The organism is Methylobacterium sp. Leaf117 (genome assembly GCF_001422985.1).
GTDB lineage: Bacteria > Pseudomonadota > Alphaproteobacteria > Rhizobiales > Beijerinckiaceae > Methylobacterium.
The window spans coordinates 253,669-273,240 of sequence record NZ_LMNL01000023.1; the positions used below are offsets into that span (position 1 = coordinate 253,669).

The 19,572-nt window shown below is 69.6% G+C and carries 25 protein-coding genes; 14 read left to right on the top strand and 11 right to left on the bottom strand.

Annotated elements, in window-relative coordinates; genetic code table 11:
• Positions 1 to 63 precede the first annotated feature (63 nt).
• From ASF57_RS12620 to ASF57_RS12630, 3 genes are all read right to left on the bottom strand, one after another.
• A complete protein-coding gene (locus tag ASF57_RS12620; protein WP_244476924.1) occupies positions 64 to 2,058 on the bottom strand; it encodes a HAMP domain-containing methyl-accepting chemotaxis protein in 1,995 nt (664 codons plus the stop codon).
• A 213-nt stretch (positions 2,059 to 2,271) separates the two neighbouring features.
• Positions 2,272 to 2,976, bottom strand: a complete 705-nt coding sequence (locus ASF57_RS12625; protein WP_056483795.1) for a gamma-glutamylcyclotransferase — start codon at positions 2,974 to 2,976, stop codon at positions 2,272 to 2,274.
• A 76-nt stretch (positions 2,977 to 3,052) separates the two neighbouring features.
• Positions 3,053 to 3,472 (bottom strand): hypothetical protein, encoded by a 420-nt coding sequence (locus ASF57_RS12630; RefSeq protein ID WP_056484488.1) that lies wholly within the window; start codon positions 3,470 to 3,472, stop codon positions 3,053 to 3,055.
• A gap of 127 nt (positions 3,473 to 3,599) precedes the next feature.
• On the opposite strand from ASF57_RS12630, the gene recO reads away from it, so the two are divergent.
• The 3 genes from recO to ASF57_RS12645 all read left to right on the top strand — a co-directional run bounded on the left by recO (position 3,600) and on the right by ASF57_RS12645 (position 6,978).
• Positions 3,600 to 4,340: a DNA repair protein RecO gene (gene recO, locus ASF57_RS12635; protein WP_056483798.1), complete on the top strand. Its 741-nt coding sequence runs from the start codon at positions 3,600 to 3,602 to the stop codon at positions 4,338 to 4,340.
• A 53-nt stretch (positions 4,341 to 4,393) separates the two neighbouring features.
• A complete protein-coding gene (gene parC / locus ASF57_RS12640) occupies positions 4,394 to 6,643 on the top strand; it encodes a DNA topoisomerase IV subunit A (RefSeq protein ID WP_056483801.1) in 2,250 nt (749 codons plus the stop codon).
• A gap of 119 nt (positions 6,644 to 6,762) precedes the next feature.
• Entirely contained in the window at positions 6,763 to 6,978 is a 216-nt protein-coding gene (locus ASF57_RS12645; protein WP_348528124.1) for a hypothetical protein, read from the top strand.
• A gap of 105 nt (positions 6,979 to 7,083) precedes the next feature.
• Here the strand turns inward: ASF57_RS12645 and infA are convergent, their stop codons facing one another.
• Together infA and ASF57_RS12655 are read right to left on the bottom strand one after the other, a co-directional pair.
• Positions 7,084 to 7,356, bottom strand: coding sequence for a translation initiation factor IF-1 (gene infA, locus ASF57_RS12650; RefSeq protein WP_056178999.1), 273 nt, complete (start codon positions 7,354 to 7,356; stop codon positions 7,084 to 7,086).
• Positions 7,357 to 7,687: 331 nt separating this feature from the next.
• On the bottom strand, positions 7,688 to 8,839 hold the full coding sequence (locus ASF57_RS12655) for a branched-chain amino acid ABC transporter substrate-binding protein (protein WP_200935861.1): 1,152 nt from the start codon (positions 8,837 to 8,839) through the stop codon (positions 7,688 to 7,690).
• Between the two features lie 184 nt (positions 8,840 to 9,023).
• Here ASF57_RS12655 and ASF57_RS12660 point away from each other — a divergent pair, with 184 nt between their 5' ends.
• Genes ASF57_RS12660 through ASF57_RS12675 form a run of 4 tightly spaced genes read left to right on the top strand, consistent with a single transcriptional unit; the run spans position 9,024 to position 11,702 of the window.
• Complete coding sequence (locus ASF57_RS12660; RefSeq protein WP_056483807.1) at positions 9,024 to 9,389, top strand: XdhC family protein; 366 nt, start codon at positions 9,024 to 9,026, stop codon at positions 9,387 to 9,389.
• Between the two features lie 9 nt (positions 9,390 to 9,398).
• Positions 9,399 to 10,100, top strand: coding sequence for an XdhC family protein (locus ASF57_RS12665; RefSeq protein WP_056483810.1), 702 nt, complete (start codon positions 9,399 to 9,401; stop codon positions 10,098 to 10,100).
• A complete protein-coding gene (locus ASF57_RS12670) occupies positions 10,097 to 11,122 on the top strand; it encodes a molybdopterin-binding protein (RefSeq protein WP_056483813.1) in 1,026 nt (341 codons plus the stop codon). The genes ASF57_RS12665 and ASF57_RS12670 overlap by 4 nt, the downstream gene beginning before the upstream one ends.
• Positions 11,115 to 11,702: a nucleotidyltransferase family protein gene (locus ASF57_RS12675; protein WP_056483819.1), complete on the top strand. Its 588-nt coding sequence runs from the start codon at positions 11,115 to 11,117 to the stop codon at positions 11,700 to 11,702. Before ASF57_RS12670 ends, ASF57_RS12675 begins: the two co-directional genes overlap by 8 nt.
• Before the next feature lie 68 nt (positions 11,703 to 11,770).
• Here ASF57_RS12675 and ASF57_RS12680 read toward each other — a convergent pair whose 3' ends face one another.
• The gene (locus tag ASF57_RS12680) at positions 11,771 to 11,944 is read right to left on the bottom strand and encodes a DUF2256 domain-containing protein (RefSeq protein WP_082503960.1); all 174 of its coding nucleotides are present in this window, start codon (positions 11,942 to 11,944) and stop codon (positions 11,771 to 11,773) included.
• A gap of 83 nt (positions 11,945 to 12,027) precedes the next feature.
• Here ASF57_RS12680 and ASF57_RS12685 point away from each other — a divergent pair, with 83 nt between their 5' ends.
• The 3 genes from ASF57_RS12685 to ASF57_RS27260 are packed head-to-tail and all read left to right on the top strand — an operon-like array spanning position 12,028 to position 12,572.
• Positions 12,028 to 12,288: a type II toxin-antitoxin system ParD family antitoxin gene (locus ASF57_RS12685; protein WP_056179019.1), complete on the top strand. Its 261-nt coding sequence runs from the start codon at positions 12,028 to 12,030 to the stop codon at positions 12,286 to 12,288.
• Positions 12,176 to 12,475: a type II toxin-antitoxin system RelE/ParE family toxin gene (locus ASF57_RS27255; RefSeq protein ID WP_274533533.1), complete on the top strand. Its 300-nt coding sequence runs from the start codon at positions 12,176 to 12,178 to the stop codon at positions 12,473 to 12,475. The genes ASF57_RS12685 and ASF57_RS27255 overlap by 113 nt, the downstream gene beginning before the upstream one ends.
• Positions 12,429 to 12,572 carry a hypothetical protein gene (locus ASF57_RS27260; protein WP_274533534.1) on the top strand — a complete coding sequence of 48 codons (144 nt, stop codon included), beginning with the start codon at positions 12,429 to 12,431 and terminating at the stop codon, positions 12,570 to 12,572. The genes ASF57_RS27255 and ASF57_RS27260 overlap by 47 nt, the downstream gene beginning before the upstream one ends.
• 18 nt (positions 12,573 to 12,590) lie before the next feature.
• Here ASF57_RS27260 and ASF57_RS12695 read toward each other — a convergent pair whose 3' ends face one another.
• Complete coding sequence (locus ASF57_RS12695; protein ID WP_056483822.1) at positions 12,591 to 13,457, bottom strand: formyltransferase family protein; 867 nt, start codon at positions 13,455 to 13,457, stop codon at positions 12,591 to 12,593.
• On the opposite strand from ASF57_RS12695, the gene ASF57_RS25770 reads away from it, so the two are divergent.
• Positions 13,435 to 13,698 (top strand): hypothetical protein, encoded by a 264-nt coding sequence (locus ASF57_RS25770; protein ID WP_156376115.1) that lies wholly within the window; start codon positions 13,435 to 13,437, stop codon positions 13,696 to 13,698. The genes ASF57_RS12695 and ASF57_RS25770 overlap by 23 nt on opposite strands.
• A gap of 5 nt (positions 13,699 to 13,703) precedes the next feature.
• Positions 13,704 to 15,344: a cryptochrome/photolyase family protein gene (locus tag ASF57_RS12700; RefSeq protein ID WP_082503917.1), complete on the top strand. Its 1,641-nt coding sequence runs from the start codon at positions 13,704 to 13,706 to the stop codon at positions 15,342 to 15,344.
• Here the strand turns inward: ASF57_RS12700 and bcsS are convergent.
• Positions 15,322 to 16,032, bottom strand: a complete 711-nt coding sequence (gene bcsS, locus ASF57_RS12705) for a cellulose biosynthesis protein BcsS (protein ID WP_082503918.1) — start codon at positions 16,030 to 16,032, stop codon at positions 15,322 to 15,324. The two genes, ASF57_RS12700 and bcsS, sit on opposite strands and share 23 nt — an antisense overlap.
• A gap of 364 nt (positions 16,033 to 16,396) precedes the next feature.
• Between bcsS and ASF57_RS12710 the strand changes: the two genes are divergently transcribed.
• Positions 16,397 to 16,999, top strand: coding sequence for an exopolysaccharide biosynthesis protein (locus tag ASF57_RS12710; protein ID WP_274533535.1), 603 nt, complete (start codon positions 16,397 to 16,399; stop codon positions 16,997 to 16,999).
• Positions 17,000 to 17,063: 64 nt separating this feature from the next.
• On the opposite strand, the gene ASF57_RS12715 is transcribed toward ASF57_RS12710, so the two are convergent.
• From ASF57_RS12715 to ASF57_RS27265, 3 genes are read right to left on the bottom strand one after another with little or no spacing between them, the layout of a single operon-like run.
• Complete coding sequence (locus ASF57_RS12715; RefSeq protein WP_156376132.1) at positions 17,064 to 17,888, bottom strand: metal ABC transporter permease; 825 nt, start codon at positions 17,886 to 17,888, stop codon at positions 17,064 to 17,066.
• Positions 17,889 to 17,926: 38 nt separating this feature from the next.
• On the bottom strand, positions 17,927 to 18,772 hold the full coding sequence (locus tag ASF57_RS12720; protein WP_056484500.1) for an ABC transporter ATP-binding protein: 846 nt from the start codon (positions 18,770 to 18,772) through the stop codon (positions 17,927 to 17,929).
• Positions 18,773 to 18,779: 7 nt separating this feature from the next.
• Complete coding sequence (locus ASF57_RS27265; protein ID WP_274533536.1) at positions 18,780 to 18,905, bottom strand: hypothetical protein; 126 nt, start codon at positions 18,903 to 18,905, stop codon at positions 18,780 to 18,782.
• A gap of 122 nt (positions 18,906 to 19,027) precedes the next feature.
• Here ASF57_RS27265 and ASF57_RS12725 point away from each other — a divergent pair, with 122 nt between their 5' ends.
• Positions 19,028 to 19,516, top strand: coding sequence for a Fur family transcriptional regulator (locus ASF57_RS12725; protein WP_056483825.1), 489 nt, complete (start codon positions 19,028 to 19,030; stop codon positions 19,514 to 19,516).
• Positions 19,517 to 19,572: the final 56 nt, after the last annotated feature.

Genomic DNA, 19,572 nt, shown 5'->3' on the forward strand with positions numbered 1-19,572 from the left:
GCCCCCGCGCCTACCCTTTGCCCACAAAGGGGGGTAGGCGCGGGGATCAGTCGAATCCGCTCCTCACGCCGCCCGGATGGCCAACAGGAATCCTTCGACTTCCTGCTTCACGTTCACCGATTGGGTCGCGAGCTCGCCGGCCGCCATCAGGACCTGCTGGGCGGCCGTGCCGGTTTCGCCGGACGAGGCGAGGACCCGGGCCACGTTCATCGAGACGTCCTGGGTGCCGCGCGCCGCCTCCGCCGCGTTGCGCGAGATCTCGCCTGTCGCCGCCGTCTGCTCCACCACCGTCATGGCGATGTTCTCCGCGATGGTGTTGACCGACACGATGGTCTGCCCGATCTGCCGGATCGCCGCGACGGCCTGGGCGGTCGCCTGCTGGATCGCGGCGATCTGACCGCTGATCTGATCCGTGGCCCGGGCCGTCTGGCCGGCGAGTTCCTTCACCTCCGCGGCGACCACCGCGAAGCCGCGCCCGGCCTCGCCGGCGCGCGCCGCCTCGATGGTGGCGTTGAGCGCCAGCAGGTTGGTCTGGCCGGCGATGCTGGAGATCATCGTCACCGCCTCGCCGATCCGGTCGGCGGCCTGCGTCAGGGTTCCCATGGTGGCATCCGTCGCCTCGGCCTCACGGGCCGCGACGCCGGCCGCGGCGCTGGATTGCTGCACCTGCCGCTCGATCTCGTGCAGGGAGGCCACCATCTCTTCGGCGGCCGCCGCCACGGTCTGCACGTTGGCGGAGGTTTCCGCCGCGGCGGCGCTGGAGGCGGCGGCTTGGCCGCTGGTGCTCTCGGCCACCTGGGTCATCGACTGCGCCGTCGCGTCGAGTTCGGTCGCGGCCGAGGTGACGATGCCGATCGCCCCCGCGATGGTCTGCTCGAAGCCCTGTACGAGCGCGTCGACCCGGTCGGCCCGGCGCTGGCGAGCGGATTGCTCGGCGACCTGCTGCTCTTCCAGGGCGATGCGGGCGATCGCGTTCAGACGGAACACGTCCACGGCCTTGGCCATCTGGCCCATCTCGTCCACGGCTTCCTGCGAGGGCACCGCCACCGCGGTCTCGCCCGCGGCGAGGCGGCTCATCGCCCGCGTCATCCCGACGATCGGCCCGATGATGCTGCGGGCGATCAGGAACGCCAGCGCGCCGCCGAGGGCGAGCGCGAGGGCGATCAGCGCGATTTGGATCAGGCGCGCCCGGCTCACGCTCGCCTCCGTGGCGGCCCGGATCTCGGCCACCGCCGCCTCGATCTTGGTGCGCACGGTCAGACCGGACCGGCCCAAAGCCGCCAGGTGCGGCTTCAAGGCGTCGTCATAGGCGGCTCGTGTCGCCTCCAGCGCGGCGACCGCGCCGTTGAAGGCGCCCACATAGGCCGACACGGTCTCGTCGAGCGCCTTCGTCGAGCGGGTGAACACGCCGTCCGGATCGAGGGCCCGGAGGGCCTTCATCGCGAGATCGACCTTCTGGCTGTTGTTCGCGAAGGTCGCAGGGCCGTTCGGGTCGCGCGTGGCCAGGAAGCGCCAGTTGCTGACCCGCATCAGCAGGACGGCGCTCTCCAGGGTCGCGACCTGGCTGATCTGTGCGGCGGTGCCCGTCTTGCGGACCTCCGCCATGAGGAGGCCGCTGACCCGGGTGAGTTCGTCGCCGGTCTTGAACAGCGTCGCCTTGCTCTGCGCCACCGGCTCCCCCGCCCGCCCGAGGTTCCGGATGTCGTCCTTGAGGGCCGACGTCTGGTCGAACATGTCCGCGTACAGGGCCTTCCGCTCGGCCGACAGGGCGATGTCGACCTGACGCTTCAGCAGGCCCGCCATGGCGTCGCGGGCCTGCTCCATCTCGATCACCCGCTCGGGGCTCGGGTTCGCCTGGAACTCCATGGCCAGACCGGACAGGCGCTCACCCTGGCCATTGACCGAGAAGACGTTGCGCGCGCCCTCTTCCAGCCGCGCGCTCAGGCCGTAATCGTCGACCACCGAGGCGAGCTGATACTGGGCGGTGAGCCCGAGCCCGCCGGTGATGATCATCAGGCTGCCGAAGCCGGCATAGAGGCGCGAACGAATTCCGAGCATGACGACGTATTCCAGAAGAGTAATTTCTCTGATCAATCGACGTAGCCGGAAACAAATAAAGAAGTCTGAAGAGCAAGTATTGATCCAAATCGTTCCACCATACAGATGTCTCGCTGAGCCAATAAAGCTCATCGCACGTAGAGGAACGACAGCGGGCGAACTGATACTTATGGTTGTGATCTAAGTGAGGCGTTGTGGCGCCTCGACGTCTCCTCAGACGTTCGGCCCGTTCGACGCCAAGCGTGCCTGCAGGCGCTCGGCCACCAGGGCCTGCAGGGTCAGCAGGTGCGGACACCGGATGCCCTCCGCCACGCAGGCGTCCACGGTGCGGAACAGATACTCGGCGCTGGGGCCGAGATGTCCGGCTCCGTCGGCGATCCGCTCGGCAATGGCCGCGTCGGAGATCGGGCCGGTGTAGCGGTCGCTCTCGCGGTTGACCACGAAGGTGAGGGCCTGGATCGTCCCCGCCGCCGTCGCGACCGGCACCCAGCATCCGAGATAGCCGTTGCCCCGCATCTCCCGGCGCCAGACCGGCAGCAGCGTCTCGGCGGCCGTCGCCCCGGTGAGTCGGAAGGCGACGCCCTCGCATGTGCCACCGGTCTCGAGGGCCAGGACGAGGCCGGGATTGCCGGGGCTGCCGCGAAACCGGCGTTGCAACAGGCAGAACCGCCGGTGATAGCCATGCAGGGTGCCGACGCGGCGCTCGACATAGGCGAATTCCGGCTGCCAGATCAGGGAGCCGTAGCCGAACACCCAGAGCCCCTCCGACGGGGCGGGGTGGGCCGCCAGGGCGGCGGCGAGGCCCGGCGCCAACTCGGCGTCGGTCATCAGGGCCAGGGCGGTGGCGTCGTCGGCCACCGGCAGCGGGTGGGCGCGGGCGATCAGGTCGAGGCTCAGGGCGAGCGGCTGGTCCGGCATGGCCCCACCGAATCATCGGGCGCTCCACAGGGCAAGACGCGCCGGCTCAACCGTTGCCGTCTCACCCCATGTTGGCTCACCCCTTGTTGACCGACATCGTCTCGAGTTCGGGGAACGGCTCGGTGCGTTGGAGGTCGCAGGCCTCCTTGTCCTCGTTGATGACGGTGAGCACGCCTGCCTTCTCCTGGATGACGATCTTGGGCCGTTCGGACCGGCCGAAGCTGCGCCCCCGCATCCGGCTCGACACGCAGTAGAGGGTGCGGCCCTCGTCGAGGAAGGGGCCGGAGACCCGGCTGTGAATGAACCGGACCGGAATCAGCGAGAGTGAGCCGAATTCCGTCTGGCTCAGCGCCAGGGCGGCGAGGCGCTCGCGTATGGGCGCGGTGGCGGCGGGCACCGGAATCGATCCGCGCGCGGTGCAGCCCGCCAGAGCCACGATGGTGAGGACCGCCAGCAGGGTCGGGCCGAGGCTCGACGGTCGACAGGGAAATGGCATGGCGGGGGCCTCGATTCGGGTGTGGTCGAGCGTAGTGACATTCCCGCAAAGCGCGAACAACGTCAGGCTTGCAATCGGTGCCATCCCGTCGCGTTTGCAATGGGCGATCGCCGCCGTAAGACAGCCCATGCAATGGACTGACGACGGCTTGGTGCTCGGCCTGCGCCGACAGGGCGAGACCAGCGTCATCCTCGAACTGATGACCCGCGATCACGGCCGCCATCTCGGGCTGGTGCATGGCGGACGCTCACGCCGGATGCAGCCGGTGCTGCAGCCCGGCAACCGGGTCCGCGCCACCTGGCGGGCGCGCCTCGACGGGAGCCTCGGGGCCTTCGCGATCGAGCCGGTCCAGTCGGTCGCCGCCCGGCTGATGGGCTCGGCCCTGGCGCTCTACGGCGTCAGCCACCTGGCCGGCCTGCTCCGGCTGCTGCCGGAGCGCGATCCGCATCCCGAACTGTTCGAGGCCGCCTGGCTCCTGATCGGCCACCTGCACGATCCCGACATCGCCCCGCCCCTGATGGTGCGCTTCGAACTGGCGCTCCTGGCGGAACTGGGCTTCGGCCTCGATCTCGCGGCCTGCGCGGCGACGGGGGGCAACGATGCCCTGATCTACGTCTCGCCCCGCAGCGGCCGGGCCGTCAGCGCCTCGGCCGGCGAGCCCTATCGCGACAAGCTCCTGGCGCTGCCCGACTTCCTGCGCGCCCGCGATCCGGGGGGCTTGGCGCCGATGACCCCCGATTCCCGTGCCGTTACGGAGGGGTTTACCTTGACGGGGTACTTCCTCGACCAGCACATCTGGGGGCCGCGCGCGATCCCAGCTCCGGAGGAGCGCGCGCGCTTCGTTGCATTGGGCACGCGGAACGCCTAAATTCCGTTCGTGTTTTGTTCTGATTTGGGTCGTCTGAGGCCCGGGAGTTCGTGATGGGCCAGCCCTTCGAGCCGCCATCGAGTCCCGATGGCATCGAGAGCGTCGAGCTGAAGACCGCTCTGGAGGATCGCTACCTCGCCTACGCGCTGTCGACGATCATGCACCGGGCGCTGCCCGATGCCCGCGACGGGCTCAAACCCGTCCACCGTCGCATCCTGTTCGCCATGCGGCTCCTGAAGCTCGATCCGACCTCGGCCTTCAAGAAATGCGCCCGCATCGTCGGAGACGTCATCGGCAAATACCATCCGCACGGCGACACGGCAGCCTACGACGCTCTGGTGCGCATGGCGCAGGACTTCGCACAGCGCTACCCGCTGGTCGACGGACAAGGCAATTTCGGCAACATCGACGGCGATAACGCCGCCGCCCAGCGCTACACCGAAGCCCGGATGACGGAGGTGGCACGCCTCCTCCTCGAAGGCCTCGACGACGATTCGGTGGATTTCCGCCCGAACTACGACGGGCAGGAGGAGGAGCCGGTGGTGCTCCCCGCCGCCTTCCCGAACCTGCTGGCCAATGGCAGCCAAGGCATCGCGGTCGGCATGGCGACCTCGATCCCGCCCCACAACGCCGCCGAGCTGTGCGACGCGGCGCTCTACCTGATCGGTCATCCCGAGGCGACCTCGGCCCAACTCCTCACCTTCGTGAAGGGACCGGACTTCCCCACCGGCGGCATCCTGATCGACAGCGCCGAATCGATCACCGAGGCCTACCGCACCGGGCGCGGCGGTTTTCGCGTGCGCGCCCGCTGGGCCAAGGAGGATCTGGGACGCGGAACCTGGACCATCGTGGTCACGGAGATCCCCTACGGCGTGCAGAAGGCGCGCCTGATCGAGAAGCTCGCCGAGCTGCTGCAGGAGCGCAAGCTGCCGCTGCTGGCCGACGTGCGCGACGAATCGGCCGAGGATGTCCGCATCGTGCTGGAGCCGCGCGCCCGCAACGTCGATCCGGTGATCCTGATGGAATCGCTGTTCCGGCTCACCGAGCTCGAATCGCGCATCTCGCTCAACATGAACGTGCTGGTGGGCGGGCTCGTCCCCCGCGTCATCGGCCTGGCCGAGGCGCTGCGCGAGTGGCTCGACCACCGCCGCGTCGTGCTCCAGCGCCGCTCGCGCCATCGTCTCGGTCAGATCGACCGCCGCCTGGAAATCCTCGGCGGCCTGCTCATCGTCTATCTCGACCTCGACGAAGTGATCCGCATCATCCGCGAGGAGGACGAGCCGAAGCCCGCCCTGATGAAACGCTTCGCGCTGACCGAGATCCAGGCCAACGCCATCCTCGACACGCGCTTGCGCTCCCTGCGCAAGCTCGAAGAAATGGAGATGAAGCGCGAACTCGACGCTCTGACCCTGGAGAAGGAGGGGATCGAGGGGCTGCTCGGCTCCGACAAGCTGCAATGGGCCGACATCACCAAGCAGATCCGCGCGGTGAAGAAGACCTTCGGACCCGAGACCAAGATCGGCGCCCGGCGCACCACCCTGGAGAACCCGCCGGACACCGCCGGCATCGACTTCACCGCCGCCATGGTGGAGCGCGAACCGATTACCGTCATCGTCTCGAACAAGGGCTGGATCCGGGCGCTCAAGGGCCACGTCGCCGATCTCTCGGGCGTCGCCTTCAAGGGCGATGACGGCCTGAAGCTGGCCTTTCCAAGCGAGACCACGGCCAAGATCCTGGTGCTGGCCTCGAACGGCAAGGTGTTCACCCTGGAGGCGGCCAAGCTGCCGGGCGGGCGCGGTTTCGGCGATCCGATCCGCCTGATGGTGGATTTCGACGACGGCACCGAGATCGTCGCCGCCATCCCCTACCAACCGGGCGGGAAGGTCCTGGTGGCGGCGACCGACGGGCGCGGCTTCCTGGCCCCGGCCGATGCGCTCGTGGCCAACACCCGCAAGGGCAAGGGCATCATGGGCCTCGACTCGCCGGCCACCGCCGCCGTGCTGGTGCCGGCTGCCGGTGACCACATCGCGGTGTGCAGCGCCGACCGCCTGATGCTCGTCTTTCCGCTGAGCGAACTGCCCGAGATGGTGCGCGGCAAGGGCGTACGCCTGCAGCGCTGCCGCCAGACCGCGCTCACCGACGCTCACATCTTCACCCTGGCGGAGGGCCTGCCCTGGCGCGAGACCGGCGGCGAGGCCCGGCTCGCCCAGGCGGGTATCCTGGAGAAATGGATGGGGCACCGCTCCGATGCCGGTACCCTGATGACCCGGAGCTTCCCGAAGTTCGAGCGGTTCGGGAAGTAGGAAAACATCCAGCGCGCGCATCACACGCGCGCGCTGGATCCCTCACGGGAGGAGGGCAGGATCAGCTACGCGATTCCACGCGACGAAAGACGATCCCGATGGGCGAGGGTCCAACACCGTTGACGCCTGACCTCGAGGAGCGGATCGGACGCATCCGGCGCGCACGCGAGGAAAGCAAAAAATTCGTCGCCGAGCCAAAAAAGCTGACGGCCGAGGCCATGACGCGCGAGTGGGACAGGATGCTCGCACCCTGGCGGATTGCCCTGTCCAGGATGGCGGTCGGTCCGGCCCTGTTCGGGGTGGGCACCGCCTTCATCAAGTTCATCGGTGCGTGAAGCGGGCGAGGCGCACGCTCTCGACACCGCCTCGGAGCCCCTGGACGCATACGCGTTCGTCGATCGATGCCTCTCGAAACGGAGAGGCATCGCGGATGCGTCGGATCAGCGGCGGCGGAACTGGCCGCGCATCGGCGGACGGGGGCCGGAGGAGCGCTCGTCCTTGTGCCGGAACACGAGACGGCCCTTTTCCAGGTCGTAGGGCGACATCTCGACGGTGACGCGGTCGCCGGCCAGAGTCTTGATGCGGTTCTTCTTCATCTTGCCGGCCGTATAGGCCACGATCTCGTGCCCCTGGTCGAGCTGCACGCGATAGCGCGCGTCCGGCAGGATCTCGATCACGAGACCGTCGAACTGCATCAACTCTTCTTTCGCCATCCACACTCTCCAGCCGGACGGCCTGAAAAGGGGCGACCCGGGACACAAAACGAAGCCGTTCGGCAAAACGCGGCGGGCGGCGGGTCCGATCCCATCGGATGCGCAACACCGGCGAGCGTTGCCCCGACATAATGTCCGGACCGCTCCGAAGCAAGCTTTTCCCGAGGCGAGGGCCGACGAAAGCGGCATGCTGTGGTCGAAGGTTCGGCACGACGGGGAGATGTCGCGCCGGAATCGGGGCTGGGGAGGCGGGGCGGATGGCCGGCCGGATGAATCCTTCAGGGTGGCTTGACGGCGGATCGCGCCGGCACCGGTCCACGGACGCGACGTCTCACGGCGTGACGGTGTTGCCGGCGTAGTCGATCCGGCCGTCGGGCGTCCGCTTCCAGACCTGCAGCAGGGTGGTCGGCCGGCGCGGATCGGCCTTGAGGTCGCCCTTGGCGTCGTAGGCGAGGTCGCCGAGGATCGTGCGGATGGGGCGGCCCTGGTGCAGGAACGCGGCAACCGCCTGTCCGTCGGCGGAGCCGGCGCCCTCGACGCCCTGGCGCAGAACCTCGACGGCGGCGTAGGCCTGGGCCGCAACGGCATTCGCCTCGGCCGTCCGCGGTGCCTTGGCTCCCTTCGGCTCGGGCAGGCGGCGCGGCTCGGGTGCCAGGGTCATCACCGTGCCCTCGGCGGCCAGCCCGGCGCCCTGCGGAAAGGCCGGATCGAGGAGCCCGTCACTTCCGACGAGGGGCGCGCTCACCCCGGCGTCGCGCAAAGCCCGCAGGAGCACGGCCGCGTCCGGCGCGAGCCCGCCGAAATACACCACCTCCACCCGCGCCCGCTTGAGGCGGGCGACCAGGGTGGAGACGTCGCGCTCGCCCCGGTTCAGGGTTTCGAAGGCCACCTCCGGCTGTCCGGCCGCCTTCAAGGCCCGACTGACGATCTCCGCGAGGCCGCGTCCGAACAGGCTCTTGTCGTGGACGATGCCGATGCGCTGCCCGGAATGGTGGCCGACCAGATAGGCCCCGGCGACGGTGCCCTGCTCGGACTCGTTCGGCACCGTGCGGAAGACGTTCCACAGACCCTTGCCGGTCAGTCCTGGATCGGTGGTCCCGGGCGTCACCGCGACGATGCCCGCCTCGGCGTAGGCCGGCATGGCGAGACCGGCGGCTCCGGCACCGAAAGGGCCCACCACGAGGCCGACCCGGTCGGTCGCGAATCGCCGGGCCACCGCCAGGGCCTGCTTGCCCTCGCCCGCATCGTCCGCGACCACCAGGACGAGGCGCTGGCCGTTGACGCCTCCGGCCTTGTTGAGATCGGCAACCGCCTGCTCGGCCCCGAGCCGCACCCCCTGGCCGAAGGCCGCATCCGGGCCGGACAGGGGAGCCGACACGCCGATCCGCACCTGGGCCTCGGCGCGCCCGGCCATTGTCACAGACCAGGCCGCGAGCCCGAAGGCGAACGCTCGCGAAATGACCTGGGCGCGCGGGCTGAGCATCGGGAGGGCAGGTCCGTGACGGTGAGAATCCGGCACTCAGGATAGGGCCGGCGGGTCGGTGCGGGAAGTCACGCCCTGGCGCGATCGTTCGCGAGGCCGCATTGTCCCCGCCGCGCGGGCGCTTAATTCGTGGGTCAGGGGTCCCGTTGCCGGGTCCAATCGCGCGCCGGAGTTCGTCAGGACCATGCTCTCCACCGAGACCGACCGCCTCAACGATATCGCCCTCAACGATATCTTCCTCAACGATATCCTGGGCGCCGCCGAAGCCTGGCGGCGCGAGGGCCGCGCCGTGGCGCTCGCCACCGTCATCGAGACCTGGGGGTCGGCGCCGCGCCCGGTGGGCAGCCATCTCGTGGTCGATGGCGAGGGCAACTTCCTAGGATCGGTTTCCGGCGGCTGCGTCGAGGGGGCGGTGATCACCGAAGGTCTTGAGGCGATTGCCGACGGGCGGGCGCGGGTGATCGAATTCGGCGTTGCCGACGAGACCGCCTGGCGGGTCGGCTTGTCCTGCGGCGGGCGCATCCGCGTCTTCGTCGAGCCCGTGGCCTGAGGCGCGGCCATGCAGCTCGAAACCCTCGCGATTCTCAATGCCGAACGGGCCGCCCGCCGCGCCGCCATCCTGGTGACCGACCTCGACGGCGGCGCCCAGCGCGTGGTGCGGGAGGCCGAGATCGCCGGCGACCCGCTCGCAGACTTGCTCGCCCGGCATCTCGCCTCCGGCAAGAGCGGCCTCGCGGAGGCCGAGGGGCGCCGCGTCTTCCTCACCGTGCAGGCCCCGCCGGTGCGGCTGGTGGTGATCGGCGCGGTGCATATCAGCCAGGCCCTGGTCCCGATGGCCCAGGCCCTCGACCTCGCGGTGACGGTCATCGATCCGCGCACCGCCTTCGCGACCCCGGAGCGCTTTCCCAGCGTCGACCTCGTGGCGCAATGGCCGGACGATGCCTTCGCGGGGCCGGTTCCACCCCTCGATCGCTACTGCGCGGTGGCGGCCCTGACCCACGATCCGAAAATCGACGATCCGGCGCTGGTCGCGGCCCTGCGGGCGCATTGCTTCTACGTCGGCGCCCTCGGCTCGCGCAAAACCCACGCGGCCCGCGTCACCCGCCTGACCGAGGCCGGGTTCTCGGAAGCCGAGATCGGCCGGATCGCGGCGCCGATCGGGCTCAACATCGGCGCCGTCAGCCCGGCCGAAATCGCGGTGTCCATCCTGGCCCAGATCATTGCCGCGCTGCGGGCACCGCGCCTCGGGGACGCCCCGTGAAGTTCGGCGCCGTTCCTACCCGGGAGGCCGCCGGGCTGATCGCCGCCCACACGGTGCGGGCGCACGACGTCACCCTCCGGAAGGGCCGGGTGATTCCCGCGGAGGATGCGGCGCGTCTCGACGCGGCGGGGTTGTCGGAGCTCGTCGCCGTCACCCTGGAACCCGGCGACGTGGCCGAGGATGCGGCGGCCGAGCGCCTCGCGACGCATCTCGCCGGCCCGCATCTCGACCGCGCGCCGCCCTTCACCGGGCGCTGCAACCTGCACGCGGCGAGCGCCGGATTGCTGCGCATCGATCGGGCTGCCATCGACGCCGTCAACGGAGTCGACGAGGCGATCACGGTGGCGACCCTGGCTCCCCACAAGCCGGTGGTGGCCGGCGAGATGGTCGCCACGGTCAAGATCATTCCGTACGCGGTCTCGGGCGAGGCTCTCGCGCGGGCCTGCCGGGCCGCGCCCGGAGGTGCCCTGGGGGTCACGCCCTATCGCCTGCGCCGGGTCGCCGTGGTCTCGACGCTGCTGCCGGGGCTCAAGCCCACGACCATCGACAAGACGCTGGACAATCTGCGCCACCGGCTCGCCCCGACGGGGGCGGATCTCGTCGCCGAGGCCCGCGTCTCGCATCGCCGCGAAGCGGTGGCGGACGCGATCCGGGCGGCGGTGGCGGAGGATCGGGCCGAACTCGTCGTGGTGTTCGGCGCCTCCGCCATCGCCGACCGGCGCGACGTCATTCCCGCCGGGATCGAGGCGGCGGGCGGGCGGGTCGAGCATCTCGGGATGCCGGTCGACCCGGGCAACCTCCTGTTGGTCGGGGCGGTGGCCGAGGTGCCGGTGATCGGCGCACCGGGCTGTGCCCGCTCGCCCAAGGAGAACGGCTTCGACTGGGTGCTGCACCGGCTGCTGGCCGGCCTCGCGGTGACCCGCGCGGATATCGTCGGCCTCGGCGTCGGCGGGCTCCTCATGGAGATCGTGTCCCGGCCCCAGCCCCGCTCCGGCGGCAGCCCGGCCGAGGACGATGCCTGACCTCGGCCTCATCCTCCTCGCCGCCGGGCGCGGGACCCGCTTCGGGACGGAGCCGAAGCTGCTGCAGGCCCTCGGGGGGCAGCCCCTCGTGCGCCATGTGGCCGAGGCTGCCCTCGGCTCGGGGCTCGGCCCGGTGGTTGCGGTGCTCGGCGCCCATGCCGACCGGGTCGGCGCCGCCCTCGATGGGCTCGATCTCGTCCCGGTCATGAACCCGGACTACGCGCAGGGCCTTTCGACCTCGCTCCAGGCCGGCCTCGCCGCGTTCCCGGCCGAGGTCGCGGCGGTCCTGGTGCTTCTCGGGGACATGCCGCGCGTCACGCCCCAACACCTGACGCGTCTCGCCGAGGCGTTTCGCGAAGCGGACCCGGCGCCCTCCGCCGTGGTGCCGGTCCATGGCGGACAGCGGGGCAACCCGGTCCTGCTCAACCGCTCTCGGCTCGGTCCCGCCCTCGCGACCCTCACGGGCGACCAGGGCGCCGGGCGCCTGCTGGCCGGACGCACCGACGTGCTGGAGATCGCGATGGATGTCGGCGTGACCCAGGACGTCGACACCCCCGCCGGCCTCGACGCGCTTCGCTAGAAGTGTGTCAGGGACAAGCGGAAGCCGGTCATCCCGACACGACAAACGAAAACGAAAGACTCTCGGATTCAGCTTTGGGCTTCCCCCGCGCGGGCGCCGCGCTTGGCCTCCGCCCGGCACCGGTCGGAGCAGTAGCGGACCTCGTCCCAGACGCGCTCCCACTTCTTGCGCCACGCGAACGGCTTGCCGCACTGGACGCAGATCTTGGTGGGCAGGTCGGCTTTCTTGCGCATGCGCGCCATGAGGATCAGGTCCATTCTTCGCGCCGCAACCGGCTTCATCGTGATATCGTCGGGTGCAGCGCATCGATCGAAAAGGGGGCTTGATGGCCACCATGACCGTTTCCCTTCCCGATCCGATCACGGATTGGGTTGACGCTCAGGTCCGGACCGGCGCCTACGCCAGTTCAAGCGCCTATCTTGCCGATCTGATCCGGCGTGATCGGGAGCGGCGCGGAATGGCCATGACGATGGATGATCTCCGCCAGAGCGTCGCCGAGGCTCGGGCCAGCGGCTCCAGTCCGCGTGACGTCGACGCGATCTTCGCGCAGGCACAGGATCTGGCGCGCGGATCGAGGCGTGGGTGAGTATCGCCTGACGCAAAGGGCAGATGACGATCTTCTCGACCTCTTCGTCTTCGGGCTTCAAAATTTCGGGGACGTTCAGGCCCAGCGCTATCGAACAGGCCTTGATCGCTGCTTTCGCCTCCTCGCCGACAATCCAGGCCTTGGGACGTCCCGCCCATCGGCTCGCGGAAGGCGTACGGCGACATGAGTTCGAGAGCCATGTCATCCTCTATGAGGAAATCCCGGACGGTGTGCTGATCCTTGCACTGGTCCATGGGCGGAGCGTGCGCGGCCTTGCGCTCTGAAGAGCCGGTGTCGCATGCCTATCGCCCGAGATGCCCGACCTCCGTCGCCGGGACGGGGCTCCAGCGATTGAGCTGGATGAAGCCGTCGCGGGCGGCGACGACGACGTGGCGGCGATAGCGCTGCACCACGGTTCCGGGCGGGTGGCGGTGCGCCTCGCGCCAGCCCTCCGCCGCCGCCACGTAGACCCGGCTCTCGCCGATCCGCGCGATCGTCTCGATAGTGCCGAAGGCCCGTACCCGGCGGAGGATCGCGTCGACCTCGGTGCGAAAATCCAGGGTCCGATCCGCATCCGTCACTCGCGGCCAGTACGAGCCGGTGCCCTGGGGCACGGGCGCCTTCCAGAGGGCCGGCAGATCGCGCGCGATGGGACCGGAGGCGATGCGGCTCGCTGCCATCTGGCACTTGGCCAGCAGGGTCTCGTGCGATTCCAGGGGGCCGAGGGGAAAGCGTTCCTGGGCCAGGATGTCGCCCGTGTCGAAACCCTCCTCGGCGAGCACATGGGCGGTGACGCCCCATTCGGACTGGGCGTCGCTGATCGCCTTGAACAGCGGATAGGGTCCCCGGCCCATCGGAAGCGGCGACGGATGAAAGTTGAGCCCGTAGGCGGCAGAACCCCGCCAGCCCCTGATCATCCAGGGATAGCCGGCGACCACCAGCGCCCAGTCGCGCCCCTGCGCGTCCGCCAGCGCGGCAAGATCCTCGGGCTTCAACCGCGAGAGCTGTATCGGAATGCGGTGGCGGCGAGCGCTCGCCACGACCGCCTCGTTGTGATCGTACAGCCCGTCGCAGGGGCGGGTGAACAGCTTGATCGGCGTCCAGCCGGCCCCGATCAAGGCCTCGAACACGCCGCCGAGGAAATCGATGCCGGCAAAGGCGAACTTCATGGGCCCCTCGGCGGTCCTGCGACGTCACGGATCGGTCGATCCCGCGCGACGACGGCTCCCCGTCACCGGCTTTCGCCATACCTACCCGATCGGCGGCGAATTGGGAGCGTCGAAGTTGAGAGTAGCCAGGCTGGAAGCGCCTCTGCGGCGGGACCAGGTCGCCGACGCGACGGGTGACACGGCGCCGGTCGGGATGTCGAATCCGGTCGCCGCGCGCCCGGCCGCGCGCGGCGAGGGCTGATCGCCATCCGCACCCTCAGGCTCCTGCTCGGCGACCAGCTCACCCGTCGCATCGCCACCCTGACGGATCTCGACCCGGACCACGACATCGTCCTGATGGTCGAGGTCCGCGCCGAGGCGACCTATGTGCGCCACCACAAGCAGAAGATCGCCTTCCTGTTCTCGGCCATGCGCCACTTCGCGGCGGAGTTGGACGGGGAGGGGATCGCCGTCGACTACGTCCGGCTCGATGCGCCCGGCAACACCGGCAGCTTCACCGGGGAGCTGGAGCGGGCGATCGCACGCCACGCCCCGGACCGGATCGTCGTGACCGAACCGGGGGAGTGGCGGGTCTGGGAGATGATGCAGGCCTGGCGCGACGATCTCGGCCTGCCGGTGGAGATCCGCGACGACAACCGTTTCCTGTGTCCCCGGGCGGAGTTCGCCGCCTGGGCGGGCGATCGCCGCAGCCTGCGCATGGAGACGTTCTACCGCGGCATGCGCCGGCGTACCGGCCTGCTCATGGATGGGGCCGAGCCTGTCGGGGGGCGCTGGAACTTCGACCCGGAAAACCGCAAGGGGCTGCCGAAGGGCCACATCCTGCCGGAACGCCTCGGCTTCCCGCCCGATGCCGTGACCCGGGAGGTGATCGCCCTGGTAGAGGCCGAATTCCCGGATCATTTCGGCACAACCGACGCCTTCGCCTGGCCGGTCACGCGCGGCGAGGCCCTCACGGCCTTCAAGCACTTCCTCGCTGTCTGTCTTCCCCGCTTCGGCGACTATCAGGATGCGATGCGCAGCGGCGCGCCTTTCCTGTATCACGCGCTGATCGGGGCTGCGCTCAATGCCGGCCTGCTCACGCCGGGCGAAGTCTGCCGGGCAGCGGAGCGTGCCTATCGGACGGGTGCGGCGCCGCTTCACTGCGTCGAGGGCTTCATCCGGCAGATCCTCGGCTGGCGCGAATACGTGCGCGGGCTCTACTGGGCGCGGATGCCGGATTACGCGACCTCGAACGCCCTCGCGGCGAGCCGCGATCTGCCGTGGTTCTACTGGTCCGGCGAGACCGAGATGAACTGCCTGTCGCAGTGCATCGACGCCACCCGGACCCACGCCTATGCCCACCACATCCAGCGCCTGATGGTGACGGGCAACTTCGCCCTCCTCGCCGGGATCGCGCCGGCCCAGATCGAGGAATGGTACCTCGTGGTCTACGCGGATGCCTACGAGTGGGTCGAGTTGCCCAACGTCCACGGCATGGTGCTGTGGGCCGATGGCGGCGTGATGGGCTCGAAGCCCTACGCGGCCTCCGGTACCTATATCAACCGCATGTCGGATTACTGCCGATCCTGCGCCTACGACGTCGCCCAGAAGTCCGGTCCGAAGGCCTGTCCGTTCAACTATCTGTACTGGGCCTTCCTCATCCGGCACGCGGACCGTCTGGGCGACAACCCCCGCCTGGCGATGCCCTACCGCGCGATTGAGCGCATGGACGCGGCCCGGCGGGCGGCGATCGTCGCGGAGGCGTCCCGGTTTCTCGATCGCCTCGGTGACGGCGCCCCGGTCGGCCCGACATCCACCGAGCAGGGCACCCTCGACCTCGCGGTCCCGCGTTCCCCGAACCTCCGACGGCGCGCCGAGGCGCCCGTCACCAGGGCGACCAGACGGTGAGCCCGACATAGGGGCCGGTATCCTGCCGCTCGCTGGCGAATTGCAGCCCGGCCGAGAGCCTGAGGTGAACCCGGCCGAGATCGACATCGGTGGCGTGAAGGCCCGCACCCCATTTCTGGTACCCGGTCTCGTCTCCGTAGAACGACACCTCCGGTCCGAGATAGGCGCCCCAAACCCAGTCGCCCAAGGCCCGATACCCCCAGGCGGCCCGGCCCCAGGCACTGGCGCGCGTACTACCGAGGATCAGGGTGGCGACGAACAGAGTTTCGTCGCTGGGCCGCGCCCAGATCTCCCCGTGCAGGCGCAGGCCGAAGCGGGGCGGCAGCGCCCGCAGGCAGCCGCAGCCATAGATCACGTCCGCCGTGCCTTCCGGTCCCGCGTAGAGTGCGACCACGCCCCAATCGGCGAACCATTGATAGCCGAACACGACCGCTCCGATGGTGGTGGCGCGGATGCCTGCCGTTTCCCGACGCTGACCACCGCCCACACTGGCCAGGGCGACGAACCCCTCCCGGTCGATCCGATCCAGCGCCGCCTTGGCGCCTGTCGTGACGAAGACGGAGGGCCCGGCCTCCAGGCTCCCGAAGAGAAGAACCGATGCCGGGGACGGACCGGCGAACTCCGCCCCGCGAACCGGCGCGGTCGGCGCGGATGCAACCAGACCGGCGAGGCCCGCGACGGGTCCCATCCAGCGGTTGGCTCCGCCCAAAAGCCCCGCGCGCACACGCACCGCCTGCCTGCTTCATGGTATACGAAGCCGGTAGTGTTTGACTCAATTTAATGGAAATCAAGAACAGGCTTGGAATTTTCAGGTTATAAGAAAGTATCGTGACGATTCGAAACAGGCCCGGCCGCTTCCGACCCAATCTTCGTACCTCACGGAAATGGATTTTCGGTTATTCAATCTGAGATTGTATTGCTCTTGGCGGCGCGGCGTCACGTTTCGGCGAATCACCCGAGGGTCATCGCGCGGCGTGCGGATGCGCCGCTTGGCCTAGGCTCCCAACTCGGCTACAGCCCGGCCCAGGACAGTCGCCAATGGCCGAGCATTCTTGTCACCCGCTGCCAGAACTTCCGAGGTTCTCACCGTGCTCGCCGAGCAGGAGGGTGAGCGGTTGACCGTCGGCGACATCGTCGCCGTCCTGAAGGATCGTGCCTTCGCGCTCCTCATCGTCATTCTCGGGCTGCCGAACTGCCTGCCGATGCCGCCGCCGATCCCGCTGGTCTGCGGGCTGCTGCTGCTGCTGGTGGCCATCCAGATCACGGCCGGCATGGCCTCGCCCTGGCTGCCGCGGGCGCTGCTGCGCCGGTCTGTCGCCCGCCGGGACGTCGAGCGCGCAGCGAGCCGCGCCGTGCCGCTCCTGCGCCGGCTCGAGCACTGGTCCCGTCCGCGCATGAGCCTGTTCGAAACCGGCCTCGGCATGCGGGGCGTCGGCCTCCTGCTCCTCACCCTGTCGCTGGCGCTGATCGTGGCCGCGCCGATCGTCGGGCAGATTCCCCTCGGCCTCGCCATCTGTCTTGTCGGCCTCGGCCTCGTCGAGCGCGACGGCGTCGTGGTGATGGGGGGCCTTGCCATCGGGGCGGTCGGCGTCCTCCTCAATGCCGGCTTCGTCTACGCCATCATCTCCGGCATCATGAGCCTGCTCAACCTCTGAGCCGCGCCTGCCCCCGCCGGCGGCGCTTCCCACACCAGGGGGCCCTCCGTGGCGCCTCGCGCCGTCAGGCTTCGAGGTGCCGGGCGCGGAACAGCCGCCAGACTAGGCCGCCGCGGCGTCCCACCAGCATCGACCCCAGATAGAGCGCCCCGGCCGCCAGCACGATCGCCGGTCCGGTGGGCACGTCGGCCTGGTAGGAGACGTTGAGCCCGATCACGCTCGACAGGATCGCCATCAGCACCGAGACCGGGATCATCCCGGACAGGTCGGCCGCCCAGAACCGGGCCGCGATGGCGGGGAGCAGCATCAGCCCCACGGCTAGCAGGGTCCCCAGGGCCTGGAATCCGCCGACGAGGTTCATCACCACAAGGCCGAGGAAGGCGTAATGCACCGGCCCGCCGGCCCGGCTGACCGTGCGCAGGAACAGCGGGTCGACGCATTCCATCACCAGCGGCCGGTAGAGGGCCGCCAGGCCGAACAGGGTCACGGTGGCGATGCCCCCGAGCAGCCACAGGGCCGGATCGTCCAGGGCCAGGACGCTGCCGAACAGGATGTGCAGGAGGTCGATCTGCGATCCGCGCAACGACACCAGGAGGACGCCGCCCGCGAGCGACATCAGGTAGAAGGCCGCAAGGCTCGCATCCTCCTTGATCACCGTGGAGCGGGTCACGAAGCCGGCCATCAGCGCCACCGCGAGGCCGGCCGCGAGGCCGCCCAGGGTCATGGCCGGCAGGGACAGTCCGGCCACGAGAAAGCCCACGGCCGCCCCGGGCAGGATGGCATGGCTCATGGCGTCGCTCATCAGGCTCATGCGCCGCAGCATCAGGAAGACGCCGACCGGCGGGGCCGAGAGCGACAGCGCGAGGCAGCCGACGAGCGCCCGGCGCATGAAGCCGAATTCGAGAAAGGGGCCGAACAGCAGGTCGATCACGCGGCGTGCCCGTGGTGGTCGTGCGCGGAAGAAGGGTGTCCGGAATGGTCGTGCGGACCCGCATGGTCGTGTCGATGGGCCGGTTCGGTCCCGCCCGCATCGTGCCCGGCGCAGACCGCCGCATCCTCGTCCCAGGCCTCCGACAGGCTCTGGGCGCGCGCGAGGTTCGGGGCCGTCAGCACCCGTTCGGTCGGTCCCCAGGCGACAGCCTCGCGCGCGAGCAGCAGGCTGTGCGGAAAGTGGCTCCGCACCTGTCCGAGATCGTGCAGGGCCGCCACGATGGTCCTGCCCTGTCCGTGCCAGATGCCGATGAGGCCGAGGAGGTCGGCGGTGGTTCGCCCGTCGACGCCGGTGAAGGGCTCGTCGAGGAGGAGCACGCGAGCCTCCTGCACGATCAGGCGGGCGAACAGGGCGCGCTGGAACTGGCCACCCGACAGGGTGCCGATCAGGCGCTTCTCGAAACCCGCGAGGCCCACGGTGGCGAGCGCCTCCAGCAGGGTCGACTGGTGGCGCCGCGCGCTGCGCCAGGGTCCGAGACGACGCCACAATCCCATCGCCACGAGATCGAGGACGCTGAGCGGAAAGCTGCGATCGATCTCGGCGGCCTGCGGCAGGTAGGCGATGGCCTCATCCAGCCCTGGCCGTTCGATCCGGCCCTCCAGGCACGGGATCTCGCCGGCTATGCCCTTCAGGAGCGTGGACTTGCCGGCACCGTTCGGCCCGACCAGCGCCAGGAGGGCGCCGGGCGGGATGATTCCCTCGAGGTGGTGGACGGCGGGGTGACGGTCGTAGCCGAGGGTCAACCCGCGGAGCGCGATGGCGCCGGGAACGTCGCAGCTCATCGGCACCTCATCGCGAAGCCCACAGGATGGCGCCCCAGAGCAGCAGGCTCAGGGCGAAGGCCACCGCGAAGCGCAGCGATGCGCCGGCCTGGAACAGCGAGCGGCGCAGGGGCGCGGGAGAGCGAAGGGACACGGGAGGACGCGGGGGTCGGGTCACGGATGGATCATTTGCCCGAACGGAAGCGTCGGCTTATGTTGGTGATGATACACTGTAACACTCGGCCAGTTCAACGGTCCGGGTTCGCGGGGCAGACCATGCACGACCATGCGGCGACGCATGACCACGGTTGCGGCGGCGCGCAGGAGGCGATCGCACGGGCGGAGCGCCTGTGTCGCGAGCGCGACCTCCAGTTTACGCGCCTGCGTCGCGACGTGCTGGCGGCGGTGGCAGGCCAGACCCGGCCGATGGGAGCCTACGACATCGCCGAGGCCTTGAGCGAGCCCGGCCGGCGCGTGGCGGCGGTCTCGGTCTATCGCGCCCTCGACTTCCTGACGGAGCACGGACTGGTCCACCGGATCGCCAGCCGGAACGCCTTCGTGTCCTGCGGCCACGCGCACACGGACGGGGCTGGCCTCGTCTTCCTGATCTGCCGCAACTGCGGAACCATCGACGAGACCACGTCGCCGGAAGTCGAGGATCAGCTCGGGCGCACCCTGGCCAAGGTCGGCTTCAAGCCGACGAGCCGGATCCTCGAAGTCGAGGGCGAGTGCGGCGCATGTCGTCTGCGGTCCGCCGACGACTAGCGTTTGTCAGGGATCCGTGGAGGCCGGTTATCCCGACACGACAAACGAAAGACGCG

What these genes read in the sequence shown, in the direction of transcription:
- ASF57_RS27255 (WP_274533533.1), top strand. Translation starts at nt 12,176, where the DNA reads ATGATCTCCGCCAGAGCGTCGCCGAGGCTCGGGCCAGCGGCTCCAGTC.
- ASF57_RS12715 (WP_156376132.1), bottom strand. Translation starts at nt 17,888, where the DNA reads ATGCGCCGGGCGCTCGTCGGCTGCCTCGCGCTGTCGCTCTCGGCCCCG.
- ASF57_RS12620 (WP_244476924.1), bottom strand. Translation starts at nt 2,058, where the DNA reads ATGCTCGGAATTCGTTCGCGCCTCTATGCCGGCTTCGGCAGCCTGATG.
- bcsS (WP_082503918.1), bottom strand. Translation starts at nt 16,032, where the DNA reads ATGGGACCCGTCGCGGGCCTCGCCGGTCTGGTTGCATCCGCGCCGACC.
- ASF57_RS12675 (WP_056483819.1), top strand. Translation starts at nt 11,115, where the DNA reads ATGCCTGACCTCGGCCTCATCCTCCTCGCCGCCGGGCGCGGGACCCGC.
- ASF57_RS12725 (WP_056483825.1), top strand. Translation starts at nt 19,028, where the DNA reads ATGCACGACCATGCGGCGACGCATGACCACGGTTGCGGCGGCGCGCAG.
- ASF57_RS12665 (WP_056483810.1), top strand. Translation starts at nt 9,399, where the DNA reads ATGCAGCTCGAAACCCTCGCGATTCTCAATGCCGAACGGGCCGCCCGC.
- parC (WP_056483801.1), top strand. Translation starts at nt 4,394, where the DNA reads ATGGGCCAGCCCTTCGAGCCGCCATCGAGTCCCGATGGCATCGAGAGC.
- recO (WP_056483798.1), top strand. Translation starts at nt 3,600, where the DNA reads ATGCAATGGACTGACGACGGCTTGGTGCTCGGCCTGCGCCGACAGGGC.
- ASF57_RS12660 (WP_056483807.1), top strand. Translation starts at nt 9,024, where the DNA reads ATGCTCTCCACCGAGACCGACCGCCTCAACGATATCGCCCTCAACGAT.
- ASF57_RS12625 (WP_056483795.1), bottom strand. Translation starts at nt 2,976, where the DNA reads ATGCCGGACCAGCCGCTCGCCCTGAGCCTCGACCTGATCGCCCGCGCC.
- ASF57_RS12655 (WP_200935861.1), bottom strand. Translation starts at nt 8,839, where the DNA reads ATGCTCAGCCCGCGCGCCCAGGTCATTTCGCGAGCGTTCGCCTTCGGG.
- ASF57_RS12680 (WP_082503960.1), bottom strand. Translation starts at nt 11,944, where the DNA reads ATGGCGCGCATGCGCAAGAAAGCCGACCTGCCCACCAAGATCTGCGTC.
- infA (WP_056178999.1), bottom strand. Translation starts at nt 7,356, where the DNA reads ATGGCGAAAGAAGAGTTGATGCAGTTCGACGGTCTCGTGATCGAGATC.
- ASF57_RS12720 (WP_056484500.1), bottom strand. Translation starts at nt 18,772, where the DNA reads ATGAGCTGCGACGTTCCCGGCGCCATCGCGCTCCGCGGGTTGACCCTC.
- ASF57_RS25770 (WP_156376115.1), top strand. Translation starts at nt 13,435, where the DNA reads ATGCCGGCAAAGGCGAACTTCATGGGCCCCTCGGCGGTCCTGCGACGT.
- ASF57_RS12685 (WP_056179019.1), top strand. Translation starts at nt 12,028, where the DNA reads ATGGCCACCATGACCGTTTCCCTTCCCGATCCGATCACGGATTGGGTT.
- ASF57_RS12695 (WP_056483822.1), bottom strand. Translation starts at nt 13,457, where the DNA reads ATGAAGTTCGCCTTTGCCGGCATCGATTTCCTCGGCGGCGTGTTCGAG.
- ASF57_RS12630 (WP_056484488.1), bottom strand. Translation starts at nt 3,472, where the DNA reads ATGCCATTTCCCTGTCGACCGTCGAGCCTCGGCCCGACCCTGCTGGCG.